Here is a 24,088-nt window from a genome sequence, read left to right as displayed (position 1 = left end):
CCGACGGTCACCACCATCAACGCCAAGGGCCTGCTCGGCCGCTCGCATCCGCTGGACCTGGGGGCCAACGCCGCCCTGCCGCCGGTGCGCGAGCTGGCCCGAGAGGCGGATGTCATACTCGCCGTGGGCACCGAGCTCGGCGAGACCGACTACGACGTGGTCTTCGACGACGCTTCGCCCTCAACGGCAGGCTGATCCGCATCGACCTCGATGCCCAGCAGCTGGTGCGCAACCAGCCCTTGGCCCTGGGCCTGGTGGGCGATGCCGGACGCAGCCTTGCGCTGTTGCTCGAGCACTTYCCCCARCCSCTGGCCAGGRGCGGGGCCGAGCGAACGGCCCGCGCCCTGGCCTCGCTGGGCCTGATCAGCGACCCCGCCTTCGCCCCCTTCGTGCCACTCTATGGCGTGCTGCAGGAGGCCTTGCCCGACGCCATCCTGGTGGGCGACTCCACCGCACCGGTCTATGCCGGTAACCACCTGGTCTCCCAGCCTGCACCGCGGCGCTATTTCAACGCCTCCACGGGGTACGGCACCCTGGCTACGGCCTTCCGGCGGCACTGGGCGCACAGCTCGCCCGCCCCGACCTGCCGGTGGTCGCCCTGGTCGGCGACGGCGGGGTCATGTTCACCCTCTCGGAGCTTGCCACCGCCGTGGAGGAGCGCCTGCCCATCGTGATCCTGCTGTGGCACAACGCCGGCTACGAGGAGATCCGCCGGTACATGGATGCCCATGGCGTCGAGCGAATCGGTGTCGACATTCAGGCGCCTGATTTCCTGACCCTGGCCCGCGGGTTCGGCTGCCTGGCGACCCATGTCGATAGCCCCGGCGCCCTTTCCCAGGCGTTGGCCAGCCGCCCGCTGGACGGCCCCTTCCTGATCGAAGTGGATGCCGCGGCCTGGCAGCAGGCCGTCGGTTAACCAACCAGAAGAGTATCCTCATGCAACGCCTCGACCAGCAATTCATAGACAACCAGTGGATCCCCTCACGGGGTGAGCGCCGGCTGCCGGTAACCGACCCCTACACCGAACAGGTGATCGCCGAGGTCACTGCCGGGGATCCCGCCGACGTCGCTGCCGCCGTGGCCGCGGCACAGCGTGCCCTGCCCGCCTGGCGTGAGCTGAGCGGCGCCCAGCGGGCGATCTACCTCGATGGCTTCGCCGATTCCCTGACCCGGCGCCGCGAGGAATTGATCCGCCTGTCATCAACCAACAACGGCAAGGTGCTGGACGAGGCCGCCATCGACCTTGACGATGCCATCGCCTGCTATCGCTACTACGCCGGTCAGGCGCGGGAGCTCGACCAGCGCCAGGGTCGGCTCATCGCGCTGGAAATGGAGGGCGTGGAGGCTTGCTGCTACCACGACCCGGTGGGCGTCGTGGGACTCATCACGCCCTGGAACTTCCCGCTGGTGACCAGCGCCTGGAAGCTGGCTCCGGCACTGGCGGCGGGCTGCACGGCGGTACTCAAGCCCTCGGAAGTGACCCCGCTGCCCGAGCGGGCGCTGGCCGAGGTCGCCCTGGARATCGGCCTGCCCCAGGGGGTGCTCAACCTGTTGCAGGGYGACGGCGCTGGCATCGGCGCCCCGCTCGCCGCTCACCCCGGTATCGACAAGGTCTCCTTCACCGGAAGCAACCGGGTCGGCGAGGCGGTCATGCGGGCCGCCGCCGAGCGCAGCATCGGTGTCTCCCTGGAGCTGGGCGGCAAGTCGCCGATCATCGTGATGGTGGATGCCGACCCCGAACAGGCCGCCGACTGGGTGATGGCCGGCATCTACTTCAATGCCGGCCAGATCTGCTCGGCCACATCCCGCCTGATCGTCCACGAAGCCGTCGCCGAGCCGCTCTATGCCGCCCTGGCGGAGCGTATCGACGCCCTGGTGCTGGGCAACCCGCTTGATGCGGACACCGACATGGGCCCGCTGACCAGCGCTCGCCAGCGAGAAAACGTACGGGCCTATCTTGCCATGGCCGAGCAGGAAGGACTGCTGGTGGTGCGCGATGCGAGTCATCGCGAATTGCCTGGACAGGGCTATTTCGTGGCGCCCACCCTCTACCGCGACGTGCCGGTAGAGAGCCGGCTATGGCGCGAGGAGATCTTCGGCCCGGTGCTCTGCGCACGCAGCGTCACCGATGAAAACGAAGCCATTGCACTCGCCAACGACAGCGAGTTCGGCCTGGCCGCCACGGTCATCAGCGGCGACTCGCGGCGTGCTTCCCGCATCGGTCGTCAGCTGCAGGCGGGCAGTGTCTGGCTCAATAGCGAGCAGCTGGTGCTGCCCGAGACCGGCTGGGGCGGCTTCAAGCGCAGCGGCATCGGCCGGGAGCTGGGCCCCTGGGGTCTTTCCGCCTACCTTGAAGTGAAGCACCTGGTCGGGCCAGCCGACGGTGGTGACGACACGTGAATTACCCTTTGCTGATCAACATGGCGTAAAATCCTGGGCCGATGCAGGAGCCTGCCGGACTTGACCGATCGCCAGTCCGACAGGCTCCTAATGTTCAAGGAGGAAACCGCATGATCCGCATCCGACCCTATCAACCCGACGACTGGCCCGCCATGTGGGACTTCATGGCACCGGTGCTGCATGCCGGCACCACCTATGCCGTGCCCCGAGGCATCGGCGAGTCCGACGCCTACCGCATGTGGGTGGAGCTTCCCCGTGCGGTCAGGGTCGCCGAGGACGCTTCAGGCAAGGTCCTCGGCACCTATTATCTCAAGCCCAACCAGCCTGGCCCGGGCGATCACGTCTGCAATTGCGGCTATCTGGTCGCCGAGCACGCCCGCGGCCAGGGCATCGCCGGCAGGATGTGCCAGGACTCCCTTGGCCTCGCCCGGGAGCTGGGCTTCACCGCCATGCAATACAATATCGTGGTGGCGACCAACGAGGTCGCTATCCGGTTATGGGAGAAGCACGGTTTCTCCATCGTCGGCACCCTTCCCTGTGCCTTTCGACATCCCGAGCAGGGACTGGTGGATGCCCACATCATGTACCGTCTCCTGTGAAAGCAGGCCGAACGGAAATCTTTTGTAACCTTTTGGTATCACTGCCGTTGACCCTCTCTGGCACCCTGGGGCATGCTCGATAACGGATTGACCCGAGAGAGGAAAAAAGACAATGAAAATCGCAGCACGCGCAACGCTGGCCCTGGCCGTTTCCCTGGCCATGACAACCGCCGCCCAGGCCTCCGACTTCGAGGAGATGGACCCGGTCACCCTGCGCCTGGCCCATGTGGTCAACGAGCAGGACGGCTTCCATATCGCCGCGGTGAAGTTCCAGGAGCTGGTCGCCGAACGCACCGAGGGTGCGGTCACCATCGACATCTATCCCAATGCCTCGCTGGGCGACGAACGCACCCTGCTCGAAGGCATGCAGATCGGCACCGTCGACATGGGCGTGATCACCAACGGGCCGGTGGCCAACTTCGTCGAGGAGATGGCGGTATTCGAGCTCCCGTTCCTCTTCCCCTCACCCGAAGCCGCCTATGAAGTGCTCGACGGCCCCATCGGCCAGGAGCTGCTCGATAAACTGAGCGAGGTGAACCTCAAGGGCCTGGCCTATGCCGAGCGCGGCTTTCGCAACCTGACCAACAGCCAGCGTGAGGTCCGCACCCCCGCCGATATCGACGGTCTACGCATCCGCGTGATGGAAAACCCGGTCTATACCGACACCTTCAGCGAGCTGGGTGCCAACGCCATCCCCATGGCCTGGACCGAAGCCCTTACCGCCATGCAGCAGGGCACCATCGACGGCCAGGAGAACCCGGTCAACGTCATCCACTCGTTCAAGCTCAACGAGACCCAGACCCATATGACCCTGTCGCGGCACACCTATGCGCCGGCGATCTTCGTCATGGGCATGCCGGTCTGGAATGGACTGCCGGAGGCTGCCCAGGACGTGCTGCGCCAGGCGGCCCAGGAGGCCGCCGAGCATGAGCGTCGCTATAACGCCGAAATGGAAGCCGAACAGCTGGAAGAGCTGCGTGCCGCCGGCATGCAGATCGTCGACGATGCCGACCTCGAAGCCTTCCAGGCCGCTGTGGCGCCGGTCTACGAGAAGTACGGCGAACAGTTCGGCGACTACCTGGCCCGTATCCGGGAGGCGCTGGAGTAAGTGCCGAACCGGTTCCGTTCGCTGCTCTCACTCCTGCAGCGCATTGAACACGTCCTCGATGCCGTCATTCAGCCCGTGGTCTTTGCGGGCATGGCGGCCCTGATCGGCGTGATCACCCTGCAGATCGTGTCGCGCGTCTTCTTCTCCGCCGTGGGCTGGACCGAAGAAGTCGCGCGGTTCCTGCTGGTGTGGATCACCTTCCTTGGCGCCACGCTGGCCTTCCAGCGCGGTCGCCATATCGCCGTGACCTTCGTCGTCGATGCACTGCCCGGCCGACTGCAACAGCTGCTACGGGTGGCCGCAGTGCTGGTCGTCCTCGGCTTCATGATCGCATTGGTCGTCATCGGCCATCGCTACATGCAGGCGCAGAGCTTCCAGAAATCGGCGTCGCTGCGCCTCTCCATGACCTATGTCTATGCCATCATCCCCATCAGCGCCGCCATCATGGCCTGGTACGCCCTCGTCGACCTGATCGAACTGATCGTCAAGGGACCCGACACGGCCGCCGCCATCGGCAGCGGAACCGCCGAGGAGCCCCCGCCATGACGGGCCTGCTGTTCGGGCTGTTCTTCCTCTTCATGCTGGCCGGGGTGCCCATCGCCCTGGCCATCGGCGCCAGCACGATGCTGGCTCTCAACGCCCAGGGTGTCCCGCTGATGGTGGTCACCCAGCAGATGTTCCAGGGCATCAACTCCTTTGCCCTGGTGGCGGTGCCCATGTTCATTCTCGCCGGCGACCTGATGGCCCAGGGCAAGGTGAGCGAGAAGCTGGTCGACTTTGCCGATTCGCTGTTCGGCTTCCTCAAGGGGGGCCTGTCGATCGTCTCGGTATTGGCCGGGATGTTCTTCGCCGCCATTTCCGGTTCCGGTGCCGCCACCACCGCCGCGGTGGGCTCGAGCCTGGTGCCGGAGCTACGCAAGAAGGGCTATGACCCCGCGTCGGCAGCCAGCCTGATCGCCGCCAGCGGCACCATCGGTGTGGTGATACCGCCCTCGGTGCCGATGATCATCTATGCGGTGATCGCCCAGCAGTCGGTCTCGAAGCTGTTCCTCAACGGCTTCATTCCCGGCCTGGTGATGGGGCTGGGGCTGATGGCGATTGCCATCACCCAGGCCTACCGGCGCAATTACCCTCGCGGCACGGCGCTATCCCTGGCCACCATCTGGCGCACGTTGAAGAGTGCCAGTTGGGGCCTGATGACGCCGGTGATCATTCTCGGCGGCATCTTCTCCGGCATCTTCACGCCCAGCGAGGCGGCAGTGGTGGCGGTCAACTACGCCCTGCTGGTATCGCTCTTCGTCTATCGCGACCTGAAGATTCCCGACGTCTACCGCATCCTGATCCGCTCGGCGATCACCACCTCGGTGATCATGCTGGTCATCGCCACCTCGGCGGTGCTCAGCTGGACGCTGTCGAGCTGGCAGGTGCCCGGCGCCATCGCCCAGGCGGTGTTGTCGATCTCCACCAACCCCTACGTCATCATGCTGCTGATCGTGGCGGTGATCCTGCTCACCGGTGTCTTCATCGAGACGGCAAGCGCCTGATCATCCTGACCCCGGTGCTGCTGCCGCTGGTACTCCAGTTGGGCATCGACCCGATCCACTTCGGCCTGATCATCGTGGTGGGGCTGGCCATCGGCATGATCACTCCCCCGGTAGCCATCAATCTCTATGTCGCCTCGTCGGTGACCCAGTTGCCCCTGGAGCGCATTACCCGCGCCATCATTCCCTACCTCCTGGGCCTGATCGGGGTACTGCTGCTGGTGGTCTACGTGCCGATCATGCTGGGCATCTCGGGCTAGGGAAAGCCAGGCGCTTGACGCCCGCCCATCATGGCCTCAGGCTTGCCGCATCAGCCTCCTGTTGAAGGATTTACCGTGATTCGAGCGACTCATTTCCTGCCGGCCTCCGGCGCGCTGCTGGCCATCGCCCTGCTGGCCGGCTGCACCACCTATACCTTCCAGGACGGCAGCCGGGAGACCCTCTGGGGCGTGCCGGCAGAGGAGGAAAGCCGGCGCTATGAGGACGACCGCCAGGCCGAGGGCGTACGTTATCGGGTGCCGGGCGAGATCGAGGAGAAAACCTCGGAGTGACACGCCGCGAGGATGAGTCGCGCAACGCCCGCCCTGTCACTCAGCTTAAGCGACGCATCACCAGGCTGAGGTTGTTGGCCGGCATCTGGACGACCCGCTCTAGCGCCAGCCCATGGCGTTCGGCTTCAGCGGTCACCGCTTCCAGGTCGCGCACTCCCCAGCGGGGGTCGCGCGCCTTGAGATCAACATCGAAGGCCTCGTTACTGGGCGCCGTATGGCGTCCTTCCCGCCGGTAGGGCCCATAGAGATAGAGAACGCCACCCTCGTTCAATCGTCGCCCGGCACAGGCCATCAGCGCCTCGGTGACCTCCCAGGGCGAGATATGGATCAGGTTGATCGCGAGAATGGCGTCGAATGGCCCCGCCGGGCAGAGGGTCGTCACGTCCAGCGCCAGCGGCGGAAGCAGGTTGGGCAGGCCCGCATGCTCCCGCCACGCCTCGATGGAACGGCGGGCATGGGCATTCGGGTCGCTGGGTTGCCACTCCCACCCCGGCATGGCGCCCGCACAGTAAACGCCATGTTCACCGCTGCCGCTGGCCACCTCGAGGATCCGTGCCTGCTCGGGCAGCACCTGCTGCAACACCTCCAGGATGGGCTGGCGGTTGCGCTCGGCGGCAGGGCTCATCAGACGGTCGTTATTCATGATATCTCTGCTAGTTCCGGAGTTGACGCCACGATAGCAGCCTTTACCCCACCCTGCGTATCTCGCCATGAGGGAATGAGAACGGTGCAGGGTCGCATCCGCGTCCCTGCATTGGCTTGTCTCAGGCTGATGGCGCCGCGGCTGTCTCCAATGAAGCTTCAGTGCGCCGATGCGCCGGCCGCTCCTTCAGTCCGGCCCAGTACGCTTCGAATTCAGGACGCTTCTCCAGGGTGCCGAACTCCATGCCCCAGCCGATGTGCGATCCGACGTAGACGTCTGCCGCGGTGAAGGTGTCCCCAGCGATATACCGCCGCCCCTTCACCGCCATGGCCAACGTATCGGCGACCGAAGCCACGTTGCCGCACCCCAGTTGCATCTCCTGCTCCTCCGTCAGTTGCACACCACAGCTGTTCAGGGATATGGCCAGCTCCAGCGGGCCCGCGACAAAGAACAGCCAGCGGAAGTAATCCCCGCGGGCCGCCGGCTCCGGCAACAATCCTGCTTCCGGGAATGTCTCCGCCAGGTAGGCGCAGATCGCCGCCGCCTCGGTGACGACGGTGTCGCCATGGCGAATCGCCGGCACCTTGCCCATGGGGTTGATCGCCAGGTAGTCGGGGGATTTCATGGGGGCACCGTACTCCAGCACCTCCATGCGATAAGGGACGCCGATCTCCTCCAGCATCCAGTGCACGATGCCTGCCCGGGACCACGGGTTGGTATAAAACACGAGTTCCTGTTCCATTGTCGACTGCTCCTTCTCTTGGCTTGGGGTGGAAACAGGGTAGCCCGAGGCAGTGACAGAACATGGCAGCAGCGTTTGCAACCACTCCTTGTGCAACAGGTGTCGACGACGGGGATAGCGCTCTCCTGTCATGACCGCCGCCTCGATGCGATCGGCACGGAAGTGGCGAAACTCCCCTCTCAGTTCACACCAGGCCGCCACGACACGGGTCGACTCGAAGAATGCGATGGCGCAGGGCCAGATGGTACGAGAGGAATGTCGGCCAAGCTGATCGCGATAGGCGATATCGAGCTTCTGCTCGTCCCTTATGGCCCGGCGGAGCAACTTGAGCTCGACAGCCTGCGGCCGCTTCCAGCCGGGCCCGATGACAAGCGCTGAGTCCTCCAGCCGGTGTCGTTGCTCGCCGGGAAGCACGGCGGCGACCTTGGCGAGAGCTTCACCGGCAGCCATGGCCAATCCATCGTCGGCGCGTTCTTCCACCCACTTCAGGCCCAGGGCCACGGCTTCCAGCTCCTCCTCCGAGAACATCAACGGCGGTAGCAGCAAACCGGGCTTGAGCACATAGCCAAGTCCCGCCTCTCCCTCGATCTCGGCACCAATCGCCTTGAGCGCCGAGATGTCTCGATACAGGGTCCGCAGCGAGATACCCAGCTCATCCGCCAGTACGGCACCGCTGACCGGGCGCCGGTGGTGTCGCAGGCACTGCATGAGCTCGAAAAGACGCGTCGTCCGGGACATGAAAACTGCCTTCCTTGCGTTAGTGTCGATGAAACGGTTGACGCTTTCGGTAAGTCAGGGAGCGCCATAGCCACTCCAGTGGTCCAGAACGAAAGTGTCGCAGCCAAACAGGCGCCAGCAGCAGCTGCAGCAACCAGATAGCCAGCACGATGACGAACTGCCCGGTCCGTTCGATCTGGCCGAATAGCGCCAACCCCTGGCCATAGAAGAGGAAGACGCCGATGACGGTCTGCAGGATATAGAGAGTAAAGGCCATGCGCCCCACGGCCGCCAGCCGCCTCGTCAGCCCGCGGAGTGCTCCATGGCGCAGCAGCAGCACGATGGCGGCCACCCAGCCGAGGCTAACCGGCAGGCTGCCCCAGTAGTTGAACTGGCTGCCAAGGAAGAGGGATTCGGGGCCCCAGCCATTGGCGAAATTCCAGGCAACGCCATAGCCCACCATTGGCAGGCCAATGAGTAGCGCAACCATGAGCAGGCGCCAGTAGGTGGAACTGGACGCCTGGCCACTCAGTACGCCGAGCCGGTACAGCCCCATGCCGATCAGCATCAGGCCTGCCGCCCGCCAGAAACCCCAGACGACCAGGACAAAGGTCTGCGCTTCAGCGGTTATCGGCACACGATGGGGCAGCTGCGACAGCCATCCACTCCGGTATATCGCGACTTCTTCGGCCAATGCCCCTGGAGACGGCGCCCACTCCGCTTTGAAGTCGGCCAGTTGCGCCTCAGACCACAGGCTCAGCGACCAGCCGAAATAGAGAAACAGCAGCGACGACACCGACAGCAGGGCGATGCCGGTCACGAGGAGAGCACGAGGCGATAGTGTGCGAAAGGGAAAGAGGGCGAAGCCGCAGACGGCATAGAGGAACAGGATGTCGCCATACCACAATAGATAGCCATGGGCGGCGCCGAAGAGCAGCAGCCAGGCGTGGCGTCGGTAATGCAGCCTTGCCGCCGACTGCCCGCGTTCACTGGCACGGTCGGCAAACAGCACGATGCCGGCACCGAAGAGCATCGAGAAGATCGCCATCATCTTCTCATCGGCGAAGAGATGGCTCAGTAGCCACACAGCGAAGTTGGCGCCGGTCAGATCCCCCCATGCAGTGGGGTTCGTGTAGGCTGCCATCGGCATGGCGAAAGCCTGGATATTCATGACCAGGATGCCGAGCAGGGCAAAGCCACGCAGGACATCCAGGGAGTGCACACGACCACCAGAGGCAATCGCTGCCTCTGTCTCCTCGGTATAGGTGGTTGACTGCACTGGGAGCCTAGCGCCCTGGCTTTACCCGGCGCGGCCTGCCCGCCTTCCGGGCTGGCCGCCGGTCGACCCGGGCTTCTTGTGCGAGGACTTCTTGTGGGAGGACTTCGGGTTTCTGGCGTTGGCTTCTGCTTCGTGCCCGGCGACTTCCCAGCCGCGCCAACCGAGGACGCCTTGCCCGTGGCGCGACCGCTCGACGATGCCTTGCCCTTGGCGCGCTTGCCAGCAGCCCCCTGGGCACGCTTGCCCACCTTGCGCTTGCCCGCCGCCCCGTCTGCCGAAGCTTCCTGCCCCCAGCTCCGACATCAGAAGCCGAACGCTCGGTCAGCGCGTTGATCGTGTCGATCTCTTTCTCGGTCAGATCGCGCCAATCGCCCAGCGCCAGCCCCTTGAGCGAGACATTCATGATCCTGATTCTCTCGAGCCGGGTGACTTCATAACCGAACTTTTCACACATGCGCCGAATCTGTCGATTCAACCCTTGCACCAAGGTTATGTTGAACACGAAGGTCGATTCCTTGACCACCTTGCACGGCTTCGTCACCTCGCCAAGGATCCGCACCCCGGAACTCATCCCGACGACGAACTCATCGGTAATCGGCTTGTTGACGGTGACCCGGTACTCCTTCTCATGATTGTTGCTGGCCCGGAGAATCTTGTTGACCAGGTCGCCATTGTTGGTCAGGAAAATGAGCCCCTGGGAATCCTTGTCAAGCCGCCCGATGGGGAAGATGCGCACCCCATGCTTGACGAAGTCGACGATATTGTCCTTTTCGCTCGGCTCGGTGGTGCTGACGATGCCTACCGGCTTGTTCAAGGCGATGAAGACGAGGTCTTCGGCTTCCTGGGGCTCGATCAACTGGCCGTTGACCTTGACCTCATCCCCGGGAAACACCTGGTCGCCCGTCTTGGCCCGCTTGCCGTTGAGGAAGACATTGCCCTGCTCCACATAGCGGTCGGCCTCCCGCCGGGAACACATGCCACTCTCACTGATGAACTTGTTGATACGCGTCGAAGAACCGAAAGCCATGGCGCTCTTACCGGAAGGAATGGGGTATCTAGCAGGCATTCAAGCATGCCAGGCCATATCGATGAAAGGGTTACACCCTCCATGGGGTGTGCCGGCCGGCGCTGAGGGGTAAACTGGACGGTACCCCGTCAAACGATTCAATCGACAAAGGACGCCTCGCCGACCATGGGCAGCACCCCTCCTCTCTACCTTCAGATCCAGCAGCACCTGCTGGAGAAGATCAACGGCGGCGACTGGCCGGCACATCATCAGATTCCACCGGAGGAGCAACTGGCCCGCGACTTCGGCGTCAGCCGCATGACGGCCAACAAGGCCATTCGCGACCTGGTACAGCAGGGCTACCTGATTCGCCAGCCCGGGCTCGGCACCTTCGTCACCGACCGCAAGGCGGAGTCATCCCTGGTGGAGGTGCATAACATTGCCGAGGAGGTGCGCAGCCGCGGTCACGGCTACAGCAACGAGGTGCTGTGCAGCGAAGCGATTGAAGCCGATGACGAGGTGGCACTACGCCTCGGCGTGCGCCTGGGCACGCGGGTTTTCCATACCCTGATCGTGCACTGTGAGAATGGCGTGCCGATCCAGCTAGAGAACCGCTACGTCAATCCTCGCTGGGTACCGGACTACCTCGATACCGACTTCACACGCCACACCCCCAACGAGGTGCTGGTGGCGGCCTGTCCGATCAGCGACATCGAGCACGTGGTCGAAGCGGTACTGGTGGACGAGACGACCGCACGGCACCTGGATACCGACACGACCCGCCCCTGCCTGAGCATGATTCGCCGCACCTGGTCCGGCGACCACCTGATCAGCTACGCCCGACTGATCCACCCCGGCGAGCGCTACAAGCTGCGCTCATCGGTGCACCGAAACGGCTCCTGATAGATCCTCAGCCCCACGCCCGGCCCACTTTCGATGCGCATATCACCGCAAACGCCCCCAGCGGCTGGAGAGCAACGCAACGAGGCCGGCATCGCCGGCCTCGTTGGTGAAGTCGCTAGCCGCCCGAGACCGCCAGTGCCAGGTAGCCCGCCGGCACGGCGAGTAGCAGACTCAACGCCACGCGAATGAACCAGATCACCACGATGCGCCCCACCGAGAGCGGAATGCTGGTGGAAAGGATGCAGGGAATCGAGGCGGAGAAGAACAGCACGCCGGACACCGACACCACACCGGCAGCGAAGCGTGCCACGAACTCTGCCTCACTCATCAGCAGCGCCGGCAGGAACATCTCGGCCAGGCCCGAGGCGGCCGCCTGGGAGAGCGCCGCAGCGTCATCCAGTCCCCAGATGGCGACGAAGGGGTAGAACAGCCAGCCCAGCCACTCGAACAGCGGCGTGTACTTGGCCAGCAGCAGCCCGAGCAACCCCACCGACATGATCGACGGCAGGATACTTATCGCCATCACCAGGCCTTCCCGCACGTTGATCGCCACGCTCCTGGGCAGGCTCGGCGCCCTCTCGGCAACAGCGAGGCCGGTATGCCAGGCGGTCACGAGCCGCTTGCCCGGAATCGACTCGGGCTCACCGTCGGTCTTGCTGTTGTCCATGCCCCGCAGGGGCGGCAGGCGGACGGTGATCGCCGTGACGATGAAGGTGATCGCCAGGGTCAGCCAGAAGTAGAGGTTCCATACGCTCATCAGGTCGAGGGTACGCGCCACGATGATCATGAAGGTAGCCGAGACCGTGGAGAAGCCGGTGGCGATGATCGCCGCTTCCCGGGCCGAGTACTGCCCCGCCTGGTAGACCCGGTTGGTGATCAGCAGGCCGATGGAGTAGCTGCCCACGAAGGAGGCCACGGCATCGATGGCCGAGCGCCCCGGCGTGCGCCAGACCGGCCGCATCACCGGCTGCAGCAGCACGCCGATCAGCTCCAGCAGCCCATAGCTGATCAGCAGCGCCAGGAAGACGGCGCCGATGGGGACGATGAGCCCCACCGGTATCACCAGTCGCTCGAACAGGAACGGCAGCATGTCCGGCTCATGCAGGAAGCCGGGGCCCCAGCCCGTCATGGCCATCAGCGCCGCGGCCACCCCGGCCAGCTTGAGCAGCGTGAAGATACGCTCGGTGAGGCTGCGGTTCCAGTAGCCCTTGGCCAGGGGATAGATTGCGCCGGCAACGATAAGTGCCAGGGCATAGAACCCGCTGAAATCACCCATCAGGGTGCGCGCCCCGGTGACCATGTGATCCAGCAGGATGGTCGTACGCTCGCCGATGGTCACCGGCACGAAGAAGATCAGGATACCCAGGGCGCTGGGCACGAACAGCTTGAGCACGGTCATCAGTGATGGTTGACGGCGACTCTGTGCCGTCTGCTGAGGGATCGTCATGGAACCCCCTCCTCTTGTTGTCGTCGGGTGTGGTCGTCGGAATGTGGTGACAAGCCAAGTGTCATCGTGTTGTTCATACGGCCGGTCATTATTGTATATACAATATGATGTATCGGCTCGCTAGCACAACCCCCGGAATTACACCTATACTTTCGTCGCACCGATGACCATGAGAGACGATTGACGGCTCCGCGACACCCCAACAAACTTCATATATATCAGGTTAGTAAATAGAAAATTCGGAGCAATACCCGACACCGGCTCCCGATAGCAGCCCCGGGAGCCAGTCGCCAGGCTTGACGCGGGAACGGCGATCATTTAAATGTATATACATTGCGTCGACTATCCATAGCAGGAGGCCCCATGACCGGCACCCCGCAGAAGCAAAAACTCTGGCGAGACGTCATCATCTTCGATGGCCTCGACACCCTGCCCGAGCCGATGGCGGTAGTGGTCGAAGGCGACCGTATCGACCGTGTCCTGCCGATGAGCGAGTGGGACGAGGCCACCGCGGCCGACTGCGAGGAGATGGCCCGCGGCGGCGTGATGACCCCTGGCCTGGTCGACTGCCACACCCACCTGGTATTCGGTGGCTCCCGTGCCGACGAGTTCGAGCAGCGCCTGGAAGGCGCCAGCTACGAGGAGATCGCCCGAGCGGGCGGCGGCATTCTCAGTACGGTAAACGCCACCCGAGCGGCCAGCGAAGCCGAGTTGTTCGATGCCGCCCGGCCGAGGCTGGAGGCACTGATGCGGGATGGCGTCACCACCGTGGAGATCAAGTCCGGCTACGGACTGACGGTTGCCGACGAGCTCAAGATGCTGCGCGTGGCACGCCGCCTGGGCGAGGCGCTGCCTGTGCGGGTGGTCACCACCCTGCTCGGCGCCCACGCCCTGCCACCGGAGTTCAAGGACGACAGCGACGGCTATATCGACCTGGTATGCGAGGAGATGATCCCGGCCGCCGCCAGCGAGGCCCTGGCCGACGCGGTGGATGTGTTCTGCGAGAAGATCGCCTTCTCGGTCGCCCAGTGCGAGCGGGTGTTCGCCGCCGCCAAGGCACACGGCCTGCCGATCAAGGCCCATGCGGAGCAGCTCTCCAACTTGGGTGGCAGTGCCGCCGCGGCGCGTTTCGGGGCGCTCTCCGCCGATCATATCGAATTTCTCGACGAGGCCGGAGTGGCGGCCCTGCGCGAAGCCGGCAGCGTCGCCGTGCTGCTGCCCGGCGCCTTCCACACCCTGCGGGAAACCCAACTCCCCCCCATCGAGGCGCTGAGGGCCGCCGGGGTGCCAATGGCGATCGCCACCGACGCCAACCCGGGGAGCTCGCCGATCTTCAATCCCACCCTGATGCTCAATTTCGCCTGCACCCTGTTCCGGCTGACCCCGAGGGAGGCGCTGGCCGGCATGACCTCCCATGGCGCCAGGGCCCTGGGGTTACATGAGCAAGTTCTTCACGAACAGGGGCTGGGCAGAGTGAAGGAAGGCGCCCCGGCCGACCTCTGCCTTTGGGACGTCGACACACCGGCTGCCCTTGCCTACGCCATCCAGTCCGGCCGCCTGCGCCAGCGCGTGTTCGCCGGCAGTGTCACGCAAGCCTTTCAAGGAGAGCAGCGCCATGACTGAGTTGATCGACATGTCTCCCTGGGCCGGTCGCGAGGACCCGGAACCCAACAGCCTGCGCTGGCATCAAGTGATCGAACCCCTGCCCGCGGCCAGCCGGGCGGCGAACGTTGCTGCCGGTATCGCCCTGCTCGGTTTTTCCTGTGACGCCGGCGTGGCACGCAACCACGGACGCGTCGGTGCCGCCGGTGGCCCCCGTGCCATTCGCAAGGCGCTGGCCAACCTGGCATGGCACCATCGCTCGCCCGCCTTCGACGCCGGCGATGTGGTCTGCCACCCCCATGGCAGCGACGACGGTATGGAAAGCGCCCAGTCGCGGCTCGCCGCCAGGGTCGCCGCACTGCTCGACGCCGGTCATCTGACGGTGGTGCTCGGCGGCGGTCATGAAGTGGCCTATGGCAGCTGGTCAGGCCTGGCTCGTCACCTGGAAGACAAGGCGACCGGCAAGAAGGCCCCCATCGTAGGCATCGTCAATCTCGACGCCCACTTCGACCTTCGCACCCCGCTCCTCACCCCAGGGCAGCGCGGCTCCTCGGGCACCCCCTTCGCCCAGATAGCCGACGAATGCGACCGCCGCGGCTGGCCATTCCGCTACGCCTGCCTCGGCGTGAGCCGGGCCAGCAATACCGCGGCCCTGTTCCAGCGTGCCGCGGAGCTCGGCTTGATGGTGCGCGAGGACCACGAAATCACGGCATCAAGCCTCGACACCATCGGCGACGAACTCGATGCCTTTATCGCCGGTTGCGACAGGGTCTACCTGACCATCGACCTGGACGTGCTGCCGGCAAGCGAAGCCCCCGGGGTCAGCGCTCCGGCCGCCCATGGTGTGTCGCTGCCACTGCTGGAACGCCTGGCCCGGCGCGTGCGCGACAGTCGCAAGCTGGCCCTGGTCGACCTGGCCGAGCTGAATCCGGGCTTCGATATCGACGGCCGCACCGCCAAGGCCGCGGCGCGGCTGATCCATCAGCTGACGCTCGAACCCTGAGCCCGGCGCAAGACATGCCATCGACACCCAACAGACACGACAATAGACAGGAGACGATCATGAATAGCCACCAGTCCCCCGCGACCGACCCTCGTCACGACCCCAGCCGACGCATCGCCGCCCCCACCGGGACCGAACTCAGCTGCAAGAGCTGGCTCACCGAAGCCCCCATGCGCATGCTGATGAACAACCTCCACCCGGACGTGGCCGAGCGCCCAGAGGACCTGGTGGTCTACGGCGGTATCGGTCGCGCCGCGCGGGACTGGCAGTGCTTCGACGCCATCGTCGAGACCCTCAAGCGCCTGGAGGACAACCAGTCGCTGCTGATCCAGTCGGGCAAGCCGGTCGGCGTCTTCGAGACCCACCGGGACGCCCCGCGGGTACTCATCGCCAACTCCAACCTGGTGCCGGCCTGGGCCAACTGGGAGCACTTCAACGAGCTGGATAAGCAGGGCCTGATGATGTACGGCCAGATGACCGCTGGCTCGTGGATCTACATCGGCTCCCAGGGCATCGTCCAGGGCACCTACGAGACCTTCGTCGAGGCCGGACGCCAGCACTACGACGGCAAGCTGGCCGGGCGCTGGATCCTCACCGCCGGCCTYGGCGGCATGGGYGGCGCCCAGCCCCTGGCCGCCACCCTGGCCGGTGCCTGCTCGCTCAATATCGAGTGCCAGCAGACCAGCATCGACTTCCGCCTGCGCACCCGCTATCTGGACGAGCAGGCCAGCGACCTGGACGACGCCCTGGCCCGCATCGAGCGCTACACCGCCGAAGGCAAGGCGGTCTCCATCGGGCTGTGCGCCAACGCCGCCGATGTGCTGCCCGAACTGGTTCGGCGCGGTGTGCGCCCCGATATGGTCACCGATCAGACCAGCGCCCACGACCCGCTGCACGGCTACCTGCCCTCGGGCTGGAGCTGGGACGAGTACGTGGCCCGCGGAAAGCGGGAGCCGGCAGTGACGGTCAAGGCGGCCAAGCAGTCCATGGCAGTACATGTGCAGGCCATGCTCGACTTCCAGGCCATGGGCGTGCCCACGTTCGACTACGGCAACAATATTCGTCAGATGGCCCAGGAAGAGGGTGTCGAGAACGCCTTCGACTTCCCCGGCTTCGTGCCGGCCTATATCCGTCCGCTGTTCTGCCAGGGCATCGGACCCTTCCGCTGGGTGGCGCTCTCCGGCGACCCGGAGGACATCTACAAGACCGACCAGAAAGTGAAGGAGCTGATCCCCGACGACCCGCACCTGCACAACTGGCTGGACATGGCCCGCGAGAGGATCGCCTTCCAGGGTCTGCCGGCGCGGATCTGCTGGGTCGGCCTCAAGGATCGCGCGCGCCTGGGCCAGGCCTTCAACGAGATGGTCGCCACGGGGGAGCTCAAGGCACCCATCGTCATCGGCCGCGACCACCTGGACTCCGGCTCGGTGGCCAGCCCCAACCGCGAGACCGAAGCGATGCTCGATGGTAGCGATGCCGTCTCCGACTGGCCGCTGCTCAACGCCCTGCTCAACACCGCGGGTGGCGCCACCTGGGTCTCCCTGCACCACGGCGGCGGCGTGGGCATGGGCTACTCCCAGCACGCCGGGGTCGTCATCGTCGCCGACGGCAGCGAAGATGCCCATGCCCGACTGGGCCGGGTGCTGCGCAATGACCCGGGCACCGGGGTGATGCGTCACGCCGATGCCGGCTACGATATCGCCAAGCAGTGCGCCCGGGATAACGGCCTCGATCTGCCGATGCTCGATAAATAAGAGCATATCCATCAACGTCCGGCGCGATGAGCGCTGGGGACAAGGCAAAGCGAGGGTCTTTTGCCAGGGATGGCAAAAGTGGCGCCCAGGGAAGGGTTCACAGCACCCTCGCGTAGGCTTGTCGACAGGTCAGCTCAGCGCGAGCTGCCAACGACCGATGCGATGAGCGCTGGGGACAAGGCGGAGCGAGGGTCTTTTGCCAGGGATGGCAAAAGTAGCGCCCAGGGAAGGGTTTACAGCGCCCTCGCGTAGGCTTGTCGACAGATCAGCTCAGCGCGAGCAACGACACGCTTCTTAAAATGAGATCCATTGCATGTCACATCTCGAGATCCAAGCCGGCATGATGACCCTGGCCCAGGCCCGCCAGGTGTTCGAGGCACCGCTGGCGGTCAGTCTGCCGGCCAGTGCCGATGAGGCAATCCAGCAGGCCGTGGACTGCGTCAACCGTGTCGTGGCGGAAGACCGTACCGTCTATGGCATCAATACCGGCTTCGGCCTGCTGGCCCAGACCCGCATCGACAAGGAGAACCTGGAGGAGCTGCAGCGCTCCCTGGTGCTCTCCCACGCCACCGGTGTCGGCGCCCCCATGGAGGATGCCCTGGTGCGCCTGATCATGGTGCTCAAGGTCAACAGCCTGGCCCGTGGCTTCTCCGGTATTCGCCGCGAAGTCCTAGACGCCCTGCTGGCCCTGGTCAATGCCGAGGTCTATCCGCATATTCCGCTCAAGGCTCCGTCGGTGCCTCCGGCGACCTGGCGCCCCTGGCCCATATGAGCGTGGTGCTGCTGGGCGAGGGCAAGGCGCGCCATCGGGGCGAGTGGGTCTCCGCCAGGGAAGCACTTACCATTGCCGGCCTCGAACCACTGGCCCTGGCACCCAAGGAGGGCCTGGCGCTGCTCAACGGGACCCAGGTGTCCACCGCCTATGCGCTCAAGGGGCTGTTCGAGGCCGAGGACCTGTTCGCCGCCGCCACGGTGTGCGGCTCGCTGACGGTAGAGGCAACCCTCAGCTCACGCTCCCCCTTCGATGCGCGTATCCATGAGGCCCGCGGCCAGCGCGGCCAGATCGATGCCGCTGCGACCTACCGACACCTGCTGGGGGAGCGCAGCGCGATCAGCGATACCCATGCCGACTGCGACAAGGTACAGGATCCCTACTCGTTGCGCTGTCAGCCCCAGGTGATGGGTGCCTGCCTGACTCAGCTACGCCAGGCCGCCGAAGTGCTGGCGGTGGAGGTCAACGCGGTCTCGGACAACCCGCTGGTGTTCGTCGAAGGCGGGGACATCATCTCGGGGGGCAACTTCCATGCCGAACCGGTGGCCATGGCCGCCGACAACCTGGCCCTGGCCATCGCCGAGATCGGCTCTCTGACCGAGCGCCGCATCTCGCTGATGATGGACAAGCACATGTCCCAGCTGCCGCCCTTCCTGGTGGAGAACGGCGGGATCAACTCCGGGTTCATGATCGCCCAGGTCACCGCCGCGGCCCTGGCAAGCGAGAACAAGGCGTTGTCGCACCCCCACAGTGTCGACAGCCTGCCCACCTCGGCCAACCAGGAGGACCATGTCTCCATGGCCCCGGCCGCCGGCAAGCGCCTGTGGGAAATGGCCGACAACGTGCGCGGCATACTCGCCATCGAGTGGCTCGCCGCCTGCCAGGGGCTCGAGTTCCGCAAGGCGCCGGACGGGCAGCGCCTGGCCACCACCGAGCCGCTGGAGCGCGCGCGCKCGGTTCCCTGCGCGAAAAGGTCGCCTACTACGACAAGGACCGCTTCTTCGCCCCGGATATCGAAGCCGCGACCGAGCTGCTGAAGACACGGATCCTCAATGGGCTAGTGCCGGTCTCGCTGCTGCCCAGCCACTGAGCCAGTCAGCTTGATCCGCGGCCGCAACAGCCCTTGAACTTGCCACCGCTTCCGCAAGGGCAGGGATCGTTGCGACCCGGCTTCAGGCGGGTCACGCTGGGACTGCCGTCCAGGTAGACCCAGCGCTCCGCCTCCCGCAAGAAGCAGGAGTTCTCTTCCAGCACCGCCCAACGCCGCCCCTCGCGGAAAGTGGCGCGGAAATGGACCCGGCCGCGGGCCGAGTCACCCTCTCCCTCCTCACCGGCATCCACCACCTCCAGACGTACCCAGCGGGTCGTACCGCCCGGCTCCAGATGCTGCGGGCGCGTCGACGTATGCCAGGTTGCCAGCAGGTATTCGGTCAGGTCGAGGGCAAAGGCGCTATAGCGGGAACGCATCAATGCTTCGGGACTGGGGGCCGGCTCCCCCCGGTGGAAACGACCACAGCATTCGGCCAGTGCCCTGCCACTGCCGCAAGGGCATGGCTGGACGTCCAAGCGTTCTAGGCCGACTCGCCCTGAAGTGTCAGTGCCAAGGCTGCTGTTGTGGCTCATGACTCACCTCTCCTACACTGAAAAGCAACGTGCTCCGGCCGGTCACAAGATAGCCTCCTGTCCCTGTTGGGCAACCGGACTTGACCGGAAATAACTGGCACACACACCTAATTCTACACTCGTTAACTTTCACAACCACTACACTCATCACGGTATTGCCATGGGCCGCATGCTTCCGCTACACCGGTGAACGATTGGACGCCCTCACCTGATAGCACAGCGAGTTATGTTACATTTCTTGCCCTGCATCACTGCAGTGCAGCATCGTTTATGGTAGATATGGTCACATCAATGACTCGCCTTCGGAGATAAGGAAATGCCCGAGCGCCAAGACTCCCCCCGTACCGCCTGGCACGCCATGTCGGCAGAGGACGCCCTGGAGAAGACCGAAGGCTCCCGCGAGGGACTTTCGAATGAAGTCGCCAGGGAACGCCTGAACGAATATGGCCCCAACAAGCTCAAGCAACAGCAGGGCCGTCCCTGGTGGAAACGCCTGCTCGAGCAGTTCAACAACATCCTGATGCTGATCCTGATCGTGGCGGCGGTGGCCAGCCTGGGGCTGGGCCAGACGCTGGACGCCCTGGCGATTCTAGGCGTCGTCATCATCATCGCACTGATCGGCTTCATCCAGGAGGGCAAGGCCGAGCAGGCACTGGAGAGCATACGTGACATGCTCTCGCCCCAGGCAAGCGTGCTGCGTGATGGAAAACGACAAACCATCGATGCCGAGGAGCTGGTTCCCGGTGACATCGTGACGGTGGAGAGTGGCGACCGGATACCGGCAGACCTGCGCCTGATCGAGGCGAAGCGCCTGCGTACCGAAGAGGCGGCGCTGACCGGTGAGTCCACGCCGGTCGACAAGCAGACCGATCCGGTGGAAGAAGAGGCCGACCTGGCCGAGCGTAGCGCCATGGCCTACGCCAGTACCATCGTGGCCCAGGGTACGGCGGTGGGCCTGGTGGTGGAAACCGGCACCCGGACCGAAATCGGCCGTATCTCCGAGATGCTGCGCGATGTCGAACAACTCAAGACCCCCTTGCTGCGCCAGCTCGACCGGGCCGGCCGGGTGCTGGCCGTCTTCATCCTGGGCGCCGCCGCACTGACCGCAACATTCGGCGTGATCATCCATGAGCAGGCCATCAGCGCCATGTTCATGGCCGCGGTGGGTCTGGCCGTTGCCGCCATACCCGAAGGGCTACCCGCCATCGTGACCATTACCCTCGCCCTGGGGGTCCAGGCCATGGCCAAGCGCAATGCCATCATTCGCCGGCTGCCAGCGGTGGAGACCCTGGGCTCGATCTCCACCATCTTCTCCGACAAGACCGGCACCCTCACCCGCAACGAGATGACGGCGCAGGCCATCTGGCTACCCGAAGGAGAGTTTCGGCTTTCCGGCATCGGCTTCAAGCCGGAGGGCAAGCTGCATCTCGCACCAAGCGACAAGGAGAGCGACGAGGAAGGCGAAGCGATCTCCCTGGACGACTATCCCGCCATGGCTCACTTCCTCAAGGTCGGCGTGCTGTGCAACGACGCCGAGCTGGCCGAAGAAGAGGAGCGCTGGACCATACACGGCGACCCCACTGAAGGGGCTCTGGTCGTGGCCGCTGCCAAGGGCGATCTCGATACCCATTCACTTCGCGACGACCACCCCCGCCGAGACGCCATTCCCTTCGAGTCCGAACGCAAGTACATGGCCACCCTAAACGACCTGGATGGCAGTCGGCTGCTGGTCAAGGGCGCACCGGACCGCCTTCTGGAGATGTGTCACAAGGTACGGGGTGACGATGGCGATACCGACCTCGACCACCAGGAATGGGAAGATCGCATCCATGCGCTATCGTCCCGGGGGCTGCGGGTACTGGCGCTGGCGGAAAAGGATGGCGAAGGCATCTCCGGCGAGCTGAATGACGAACACGCGGAAGATGGCCTGGTGCTGCTTGGCCTGGTTGGGCTGCTGGACCCGCCCAGGGAAGCGGCCATCGAGGCGGTCAAGCAGTGCCTGCAAGCCGGCATTCGCCCGGTGATGGTGACCGGCGACCATGCCGTGACCGCCCGCGCCATCGCCGATCAGCTGGGCTTTGCCCAGACCGAGGAGGCGGTGAGCGGACGCGAGCTGGAAACCATGAGCGACGAGGAACTCGAAGAGAAGATCCTGAAGGTGGATGTCTTCGCCCGCGCCGCCCCGGAGCACAAGCTGCGCCTGGTCAAGGCAATGCAGGCCCAGGGCGGCATCTGCGCCATGACCGGCGACGGGGTCAACGATGGTCCCGCTCTCAAGCGTGCCGACGTCGGCGTGGCCATGGGCATCCAGGGCACCGAGGCCGCCAAGGAGGCCGCCGAAATGGTGCTGGCCGATGACAACTTCGCGACCATCGTCAATGCCATCGAAGAAGGACGGAAGGTCTACGACAACATTCGCAAGACCATCACCTTCATCCTGCCCACCAACGGCGGCCAGGGCCTGGCGATCATGCTCGCCGTGCTCGGGGGCACCATGCTGCCGGTGACGCCGCTGCAGGCGCTGTGGGTCAACATGGTGGTGGCGGTGACCCTCGGCCTGGCCCTCGCCTTCGAGAAGGCCGAGCCGGATATCATGCGGCGTCAGCCACGCGATCCTTCGGCGGCGTTGCTCGACCTCTTCCTGCTGTGGCGGGTGGTGTTCGTATCGGTGCTGCTATTGATCGGGGTGTTCGGCATGTTCACCTGGATCCTGTTCCATCAGGAAGGCAGCCCGGAGCTGGCGCGGGCCGGAGCTGTTAACATGCTGGTCCTGGGCAGTGCCGCCTATCTGATCAACAGCCGTTTCCTGGTCAACAGCGCACTCTCGGTAAAGGGCATCTTCGGCAGTCAACCGGTATGGATCGCCATCGGTCTGGTAGTTCTGCTGCAGCTCGGCTGGACCTATATCCCGTTCATGCAGACGATCTTCGGCAGTGCCGGCCTGGCGCCGCTGCATTGGCTCGTCATCCTGGCCGGCAGCGTGGCGATATTCCTTATCGTGGAGCTGGAGAAGTGGGTGCTGCGCCTGCGCAAGTCTCCCGACACCCCGAAGGCGGGGCAGCATGACAAGGCCAGCGCCTCAACCCAATGAACCGTCGAAGCTGGCAGGCGTGGGCATGGCGACTGGCGATACTGTCACTGCTCTGGTGGGCCATCAGCAGCGGGGACCCCGCCTCCTGGGCCTGGGGAGTGCCTGCCATACTGGCCGCGGCGGTGCTGATGCCGGTCTTCAGCTGGCATCTGCGCCCCCTGGCGGTTCTCCTTTTCGTGCCCCAGGCCCTCTGGCTGGCCCTTCGCGGCGGGCTGGAAGTGGCCTGGCTGGCCTGCCGCCCCTCGCTCCGGCTCAACACAAGAGTGATCGAACACCGCTGGCACTATCTGCCCGAAGGCCCGGCCCAGCTGTTCATGGCCAGCCTGATCAACCTGATACCCGGCACCCTGGCACTGCGTCTCGCCTCCGGCGCCCTGCAGGTCCACGTCCTGAACCTGCACGACGACACCGCGGCCTCTCTGATACGGCTCGAACGACATATTGCCGCTCTCTTCGGGGTAGCCATCCAGAAGGAGACCTAGGCCCATGACGACCTACCTGTATGCCACCGGGGCCATACTGCTACTGGCCAATGCCGGCGTCGGCACCTGGTGCATCCTGCGGGGCCCCACCAGTGCCGACCGCATGCTGGCCGCCGAGATGATCACCACCTCGGCCATCGCCGTACTGCTGCTGCTGAGTATCGTCTCCGACCAGTCGGCACTGGTGGACGTGGCACTGCTCTTCGCCCTGCTGGCCGCCGTGGCCATGGCCAATTTCGTTACGCGCACCTGGACACTGCTGCGCGATGACAAGGACACCCGAGAAGAGGCCGGCCATGACTGAAGCGCTACTCTGGCTCGGCTATGGGCTCGTCATTGCCGGCATCCTGTTCTTCCTGGCCGGAAGCCTTGGCCTGCTGCGCTTTCCGGATGTCTTCACCCGCCTGCACGCCCTGACCAAGGCCGACAATCTCGGCCTCGGCCTGATCTGCCTGGGCCTCGCCCTGCAAGCCTCAGGCCTCGCCGAAGCCGTAAAATACCTGCTGATCTGGCTGTTGATGCTGGTTGCCTCCGGTATCGGGGCCACACTGATCGCATCGACCGCGCTAGCCTGCGGCCTTGCCCCGCGACAGGGTGATGCGCCGTCAAAGACGATGACAAGCGAAAGGCCCGCCCCGAAGTGAGGGTGCTGGCCTGGGGGTTCGACTTGCTGCTCGCCGCAGGCCTGCTGTGGCTGGCCTGGCAGGCCCTGTTCACCCCGCGTCGCTTTTCCGCCGTCGTCAACTTCATGGCCTTCTACCTGCTGATGGCACTGGTGTGGGTTCGCCTGGACGCACCGGATATCGCCCTGGCAGAGGCCGCCAT

The 24,088-nt window shown here is 64.9% G+C and carries 22 protein-coding genes and 2 pseudogenes; 18 read left to right on the top strand and 6 right to left on the bottom strand.

Translation table 11 applies throughout. From position 1 onward, the window contains the following. The 8 genes and pseudogenes from Q427_RS07810 to Q427_RS07780 form a co-directional block, all read left to right on the top strand. Nucleotides 1-916, top strand: a pseudogene (locus Q427_RS07810) (thiamine pyrophosphate-dependent enzyme); the annotation flags it as partial. Nucleotides 917-936: 20 nt separating this feature from the next. After that, nucleotides 937-2,400 (top strand): aldehyde dehydrogenase family protein, encoded by a 1,464-nt coding sequence (locus Q427_RS07805; RefSeq protein ID WP_043512636.1) that lies wholly within the window; start codon nt 937-939, stop codon nt 2,398-2,400. A 110-nt stretch (nt 2,401-2,510) separates the two neighbouring features. After that, nucleotides 2,511-2,999 carry a GNAT family N-acetyltransferase gene (locus Q427_RS07800; protein WP_043512634.1) on the top strand — a complete coding sequence of 163 codons (489 nt, stop codon included), beginning with the start codon at nt 2,511-2,513 and terminating at the stop codon, nt 2,997-2,999. Nucleotides 3,000-3,111: 112 nt separating this feature from the next. Then, nucleotides 3,112-4,107: a TRAP transporter substrate-binding protein gene (locus tag Q427_RS07795; protein ID WP_043512633.1), complete on the top strand. Its 996-nt coding sequence runs from the start codon at nt 3,112-3,114 to the stop codon at nt 4,105-4,107. Further along, complete coding sequence (locus Q427_RS07790) at nt 4,108-4,653, top strand: TRAP transporter small permease (protein WP_043512630.1); 546 nt, start codon at nt 4,108-4,110, stop codon at nt 4,651-4,653. It begins immediately after the preceding gene. Then, on the top strand, nt 4,650-5,651 hold the full coding sequence (locus Q427_RS07785; RefSeq protein WP_269321207.1) for a TRAP transporter large permease: 1,002 nt from the start codon (nt 4,650-4,652) through the stop codon (nt 5,649-5,651). The genes Q427_RS07790 and Q427_RS07785 overlap by 4 nt, the downstream gene beginning before the upstream one ends. Before the next feature lie 14 nt (nt 5,652-5,665). After that, the gene (locus tag Q427_RS35175; RefSeq protein ID WP_269321206.1) at nt 5,666-5,908 is read left to right on the top strand and encodes a TRAP transporter large permease subunit; all 243 of its coding nucleotides are present in this window, start codon (nt 5,666-5,668) and stop codon (nt 5,906-5,908) included. A 75-nt stretch (nt 5,909-5,983) separates the two neighbouring features. After that, on the top strand, nt 5,984-6,199 hold the full coding sequence (locus tag Q427_RS07780) for a hypothetical protein (protein WP_231613523.1): 216 nt from the start codon (nt 5,984-5,986) through the stop codon (nt 6,197-6,199). Between the two features lie 40 nt (nt 6,200-6,239). Here the strand turns inward: Q427_RS07780 and Q427_RS07775 are convergent, their stop codons facing one another. From Q427_RS07775 to rluF, 4 genes are all read right to left on the bottom strand, one after another. Further along, a complete protein-coding gene (locus tag Q427_RS07775; RefSeq protein ID WP_043512627.1) occupies nt 6,240-6,842 on the bottom strand; it encodes a DUF938 domain-containing protein in 603 nt (200 codons plus the stop codon). Between the two features lie 121 nt (nt 6,843-6,963). Beyond that, the gene (locus Q427_RS07770; RefSeq protein ID WP_043512624.1) at nt 6,964-8,322 is read right to left on the bottom strand and encodes an HTH domain-containing protein; all 1,359 of its coding nucleotides are present in this window, start codon (nt 8,320-8,322) and stop codon (nt 6,964-6,966) included. 19 nt (nt 8,323-8,341) lie between these two features. Continuing rightward, nucleotides 8,342-9,580 (bottom strand): DUF418 domain-containing protein, encoded by a 1,239-nt coding sequence (locus tag Q427_RS07765; protein WP_231613521.1) that lies wholly within the window; start codon nt 9,578-9,580, stop codon nt 8,342-8,344. A gap of 7 nt (nt 9,581-9,587) precedes the next feature. Beyond that, nucleotides 9,588-10,607: a 23S rRNA pseudouridine(2604) synthase RluF gene (gene rluF, locus Q427_RS07760; RefSeq protein WP_081785883.1), complete on the bottom strand. Its 1,020-nt coding sequence runs from the start codon at nt 10,605-10,607 to the stop codon at nt 9,588-9,590. 165 nt (nt 10,608-10,772) lie between these two features. On the opposite strand from rluF, the gene hutC reads away from it, so the two are divergent. Further along, on the top strand, nt 10,773-11,489 hold the full coding sequence (hutC, locus tag Q427_RS07755; RefSeq protein WP_043512621.1) for a histidine utilization repressor: 717 nt from the start codon (nt 10,773-10,775) through the stop codon (nt 11,487-11,489). Between the two features lie 115 nt (nt 11,490-11,604). Here the strand turns inward: hutC and Q427_RS07750 are convergent, their stop codons facing one another. After that, nucleotides 11,605-12,936, bottom strand: coding sequence for a YjiH family protein (locus Q427_RS07750; protein WP_043512620.1), 1,332 nt, complete (start codon nt 12,934-12,936; stop codon nt 11,605-11,607). 363 nt (nt 12,937-13,299) lie between these two features. Between Q427_RS07750 and hutI the strand changes: the two genes are divergently transcribed. The 4 genes and pseudogenes from hutI (at nt 13,300) to hutH (ending at nt 19,157) form a co-directional block, all read left to right on the top strand. Next, complete coding sequence (hutI, locus tag Q427_RS07745; protein WP_043512617.1) at nt 13,300-14,559, top strand: imidazolonepropionase; 1,260 nt, start codon at nt 13,300-13,302, stop codon at nt 14,557-14,559. Further along, nucleotides 14,552-15,541: a formimidoylglutamase gene (gene hutG / locus Q427_RS07740; protein ID WP_043512614.1), complete on the top strand. Its 990-nt coding sequence runs from the start codon at nt 14,552-14,554 to the stop codon at nt 15,539-15,541. The genes hutI and hutG overlap by 8 nt, the downstream gene beginning before the upstream one ends. 59 nt (nt 15,542-15,600) lie before the next feature. Continuing rightward, nucleotides 15,601-17,295, top strand: a complete 1,695-nt coding sequence (hutU, locus tag Q427_RS07735) for a urocanate hydratase (protein ID WP_043512610.1) — start codon at nt 15,601-15,603, stop codon at nt 17,293-17,295. Nucleotides 17,296-17,608: 313 nt separating this feature from the next. Then, nucleotides 17,609-19,157, top strand: a pseudogene (gene hutH, locus Q427_RS07730) (histidine ammonia-lyase). Nucleotides 19,158-19,162: 5 nt separating this feature from the next. Here hutH and Q427_RS07725 read toward each other — a convergent pair. Continuing rightward, nucleotides 19,163-19,690 carry a YchJ family protein gene (locus Q427_RS07725; RefSeq protein WP_081785882.1) on the bottom strand — a complete coding sequence of 176 codons (528 nt, stop codon included), beginning with the start codon at nt 19,688-19,690 and terminating at the stop codon, nt 19,163-19,165. A 316-nt stretch (nt 19,691-20,006) separates the two neighbouring features. On the opposite strand from Q427_RS07725, the gene Q427_RS07720 reads away from it, so the two are divergent. The 5 genes from Q427_RS07720 to Q427_RS29895 all read left to right on the top strand — a co-directional run. Beyond that, entirely contained in the window at nt 20,007-22,781 is a 2,775-nt protein-coding gene (locus tag Q427_RS07720) for a cation-translocating P-type ATPase (protein WP_043512605.1), read from the top strand. Beyond that, nucleotides 22,778-23,263 carry a Na+/H+ antiporter subunit E gene (locus Q427_RS07715; protein WP_043512603.1) on the top strand — a complete coding sequence of 162 codons (486 nt, stop codon included), beginning with the start codon at nt 22,778-22,780 and terminating at the stop codon, nt 23,261-23,263. The genes Q427_RS07720 and Q427_RS07715 overlap by 4 nt, the downstream gene beginning before the upstream one ends. Before the next feature lie 4 nt (nt 23,264-23,267). Next, entirely contained in the window at nt 23,268-23,567 is a 300-nt protein-coding gene (locus Q427_RS07710; protein ID WP_043512601.1) for a monovalent cation/H+ antiporter complex subunit F, read from the top strand. Then, nucleotides 23,560-23,907, top strand: a complete 348-nt coding sequence (gene mnhG, locus Q427_RS07705) for a monovalent cation/H(+) antiporter subunit G (RefSeq protein WP_051496215.1) — start codon at nt 23,560-23,562, stop codon at nt 23,905-23,907. Before Q427_RS07710 ends, mnhG begins: the two co-directional genes overlap by 8 nt. Continuing rightward, nucleotides 23,904-24,088, top strand: a 185-nt coding sequence (locus Q427_RS29895; protein ID WP_331280566.1) for a DUF4040 domain-containing protein, incomplete at its 3' end; no start/stop codon positions are given. The genes mnhG and Q427_RS29895, both read left to right, overlap by 4 nt.

The sequence above is a fragment of the Halomonas sp. BC04 genome (assembly GCF_000568385.1).
Note: the sequence above shows the minus strand (reverse complement) of the source record. Positions and strands in the feature narration are given on the sequence as shown.

What these genes read in the sequence shown, in the direction of transcription:
- Q427_RS07750 (WP_043512620.1), bottom strand. Translation starts at nt 12,936, where the DNA reads ATGACGATCCCTCAGCAGACGGCACAGAGTCGCCGTCAACCATCACTG.
- mnhG (WP_051496215.1), top strand. Translation starts at nt 23,560, where the DNA reads ATGACTGAAGCGCTACTCTGGCTCGGCTATGGGCTCGTCATTGCCGGC.
- Q427_RS07715 (WP_043512603.1), top strand. Translation starts at nt 22,778, where the DNA reads ATGAACCGTCGAAGCTGGCAGGCGTGGGCATGGCGACTGGCGATACTG.
- hutG (WP_043512614.1), top strand. Translation starts at nt 14,552, where the DNA reads ATGACTGAGTTGATCGACATGTCTCCCTGGGCCGGTCGCGAGGACCCG.
- Q427_RS07800 (WP_043512634.1), top strand. Translation starts at nt 2,511, where the DNA reads ATGATCCGCATCCGACCCTATCAACCCGACGACTGGCCCGCCATGTGG.
- hutC (WP_043512621.1), top strand. Translation starts at nt 10,773, where the DNA reads ATGGGCAGCACCCCTCCTCTCTACCTTCAGATCCAGCAGCACCTGCTG.
- Q427_RS07710 (WP_043512601.1), top strand. Translation starts at nt 23,268, where the DNA reads ATGACGACCTACCTGTATGCCACCGGGGCCATACTGCTACTGGCCAAT.
- Q427_RS07770 (WP_043512624.1), bottom strand. Translation starts at nt 8,322, where the DNA reads ATGTCCCGGACGACGCGTCTTTTCGAGCTCATGCAGTGCCTGCGACAC.
- Q427_RS07785 (WP_269321207.1), top strand. Translation starts at nt 4,650, where the DNA reads ATGACGGGCCTGCTGTTCGGGCTGTTCTTCCTCTTCATGCTGGCCGGG.
- Q427_RS07720 (WP_043512605.1), top strand. Translation starts at nt 20,007, where the DNA reads ATGCCCGAGCGCCAAGACTCCCCCCGTACCGCCTGGCACGCCATGTCG.
- rluF (WP_081785883.1), bottom strand. Translation starts at nt 10,607, where the DNA reads ATGGCTTTCGGTTCTTCGACGCGTATCAACAAGTTCATCAGTGAGAGT.
- Q427_RS07775 (WP_043512627.1), bottom strand. Translation starts at nt 6,842, where the DNA reads ATGAATAACGACCGTCTGATGAGCCCTGCCGCCGAGCGCAACCGCCAG.
- Q427_RS07725 (WP_081785882.1), bottom strand. Translation starts at nt 19,690, where the DNA reads ATGAGCCACAACAGCAGCCTTGGCACTGACACTTCAGGGCGAGTCGGC.
- Q427_RS07795 (WP_043512633.1), top strand. Translation starts at nt 3,112, where the DNA reads ATGAAAATCGCAGCACGCGCAACGCTGGCCCTGGCCGTTTCCCTGGCC.
- hutI (WP_043512617.1), top strand. Translation starts at nt 13,300, where the DNA reads ATGACCGGCACCCCGCAGAAGCAAAAACTCTGGCGAGACGTCATCATC.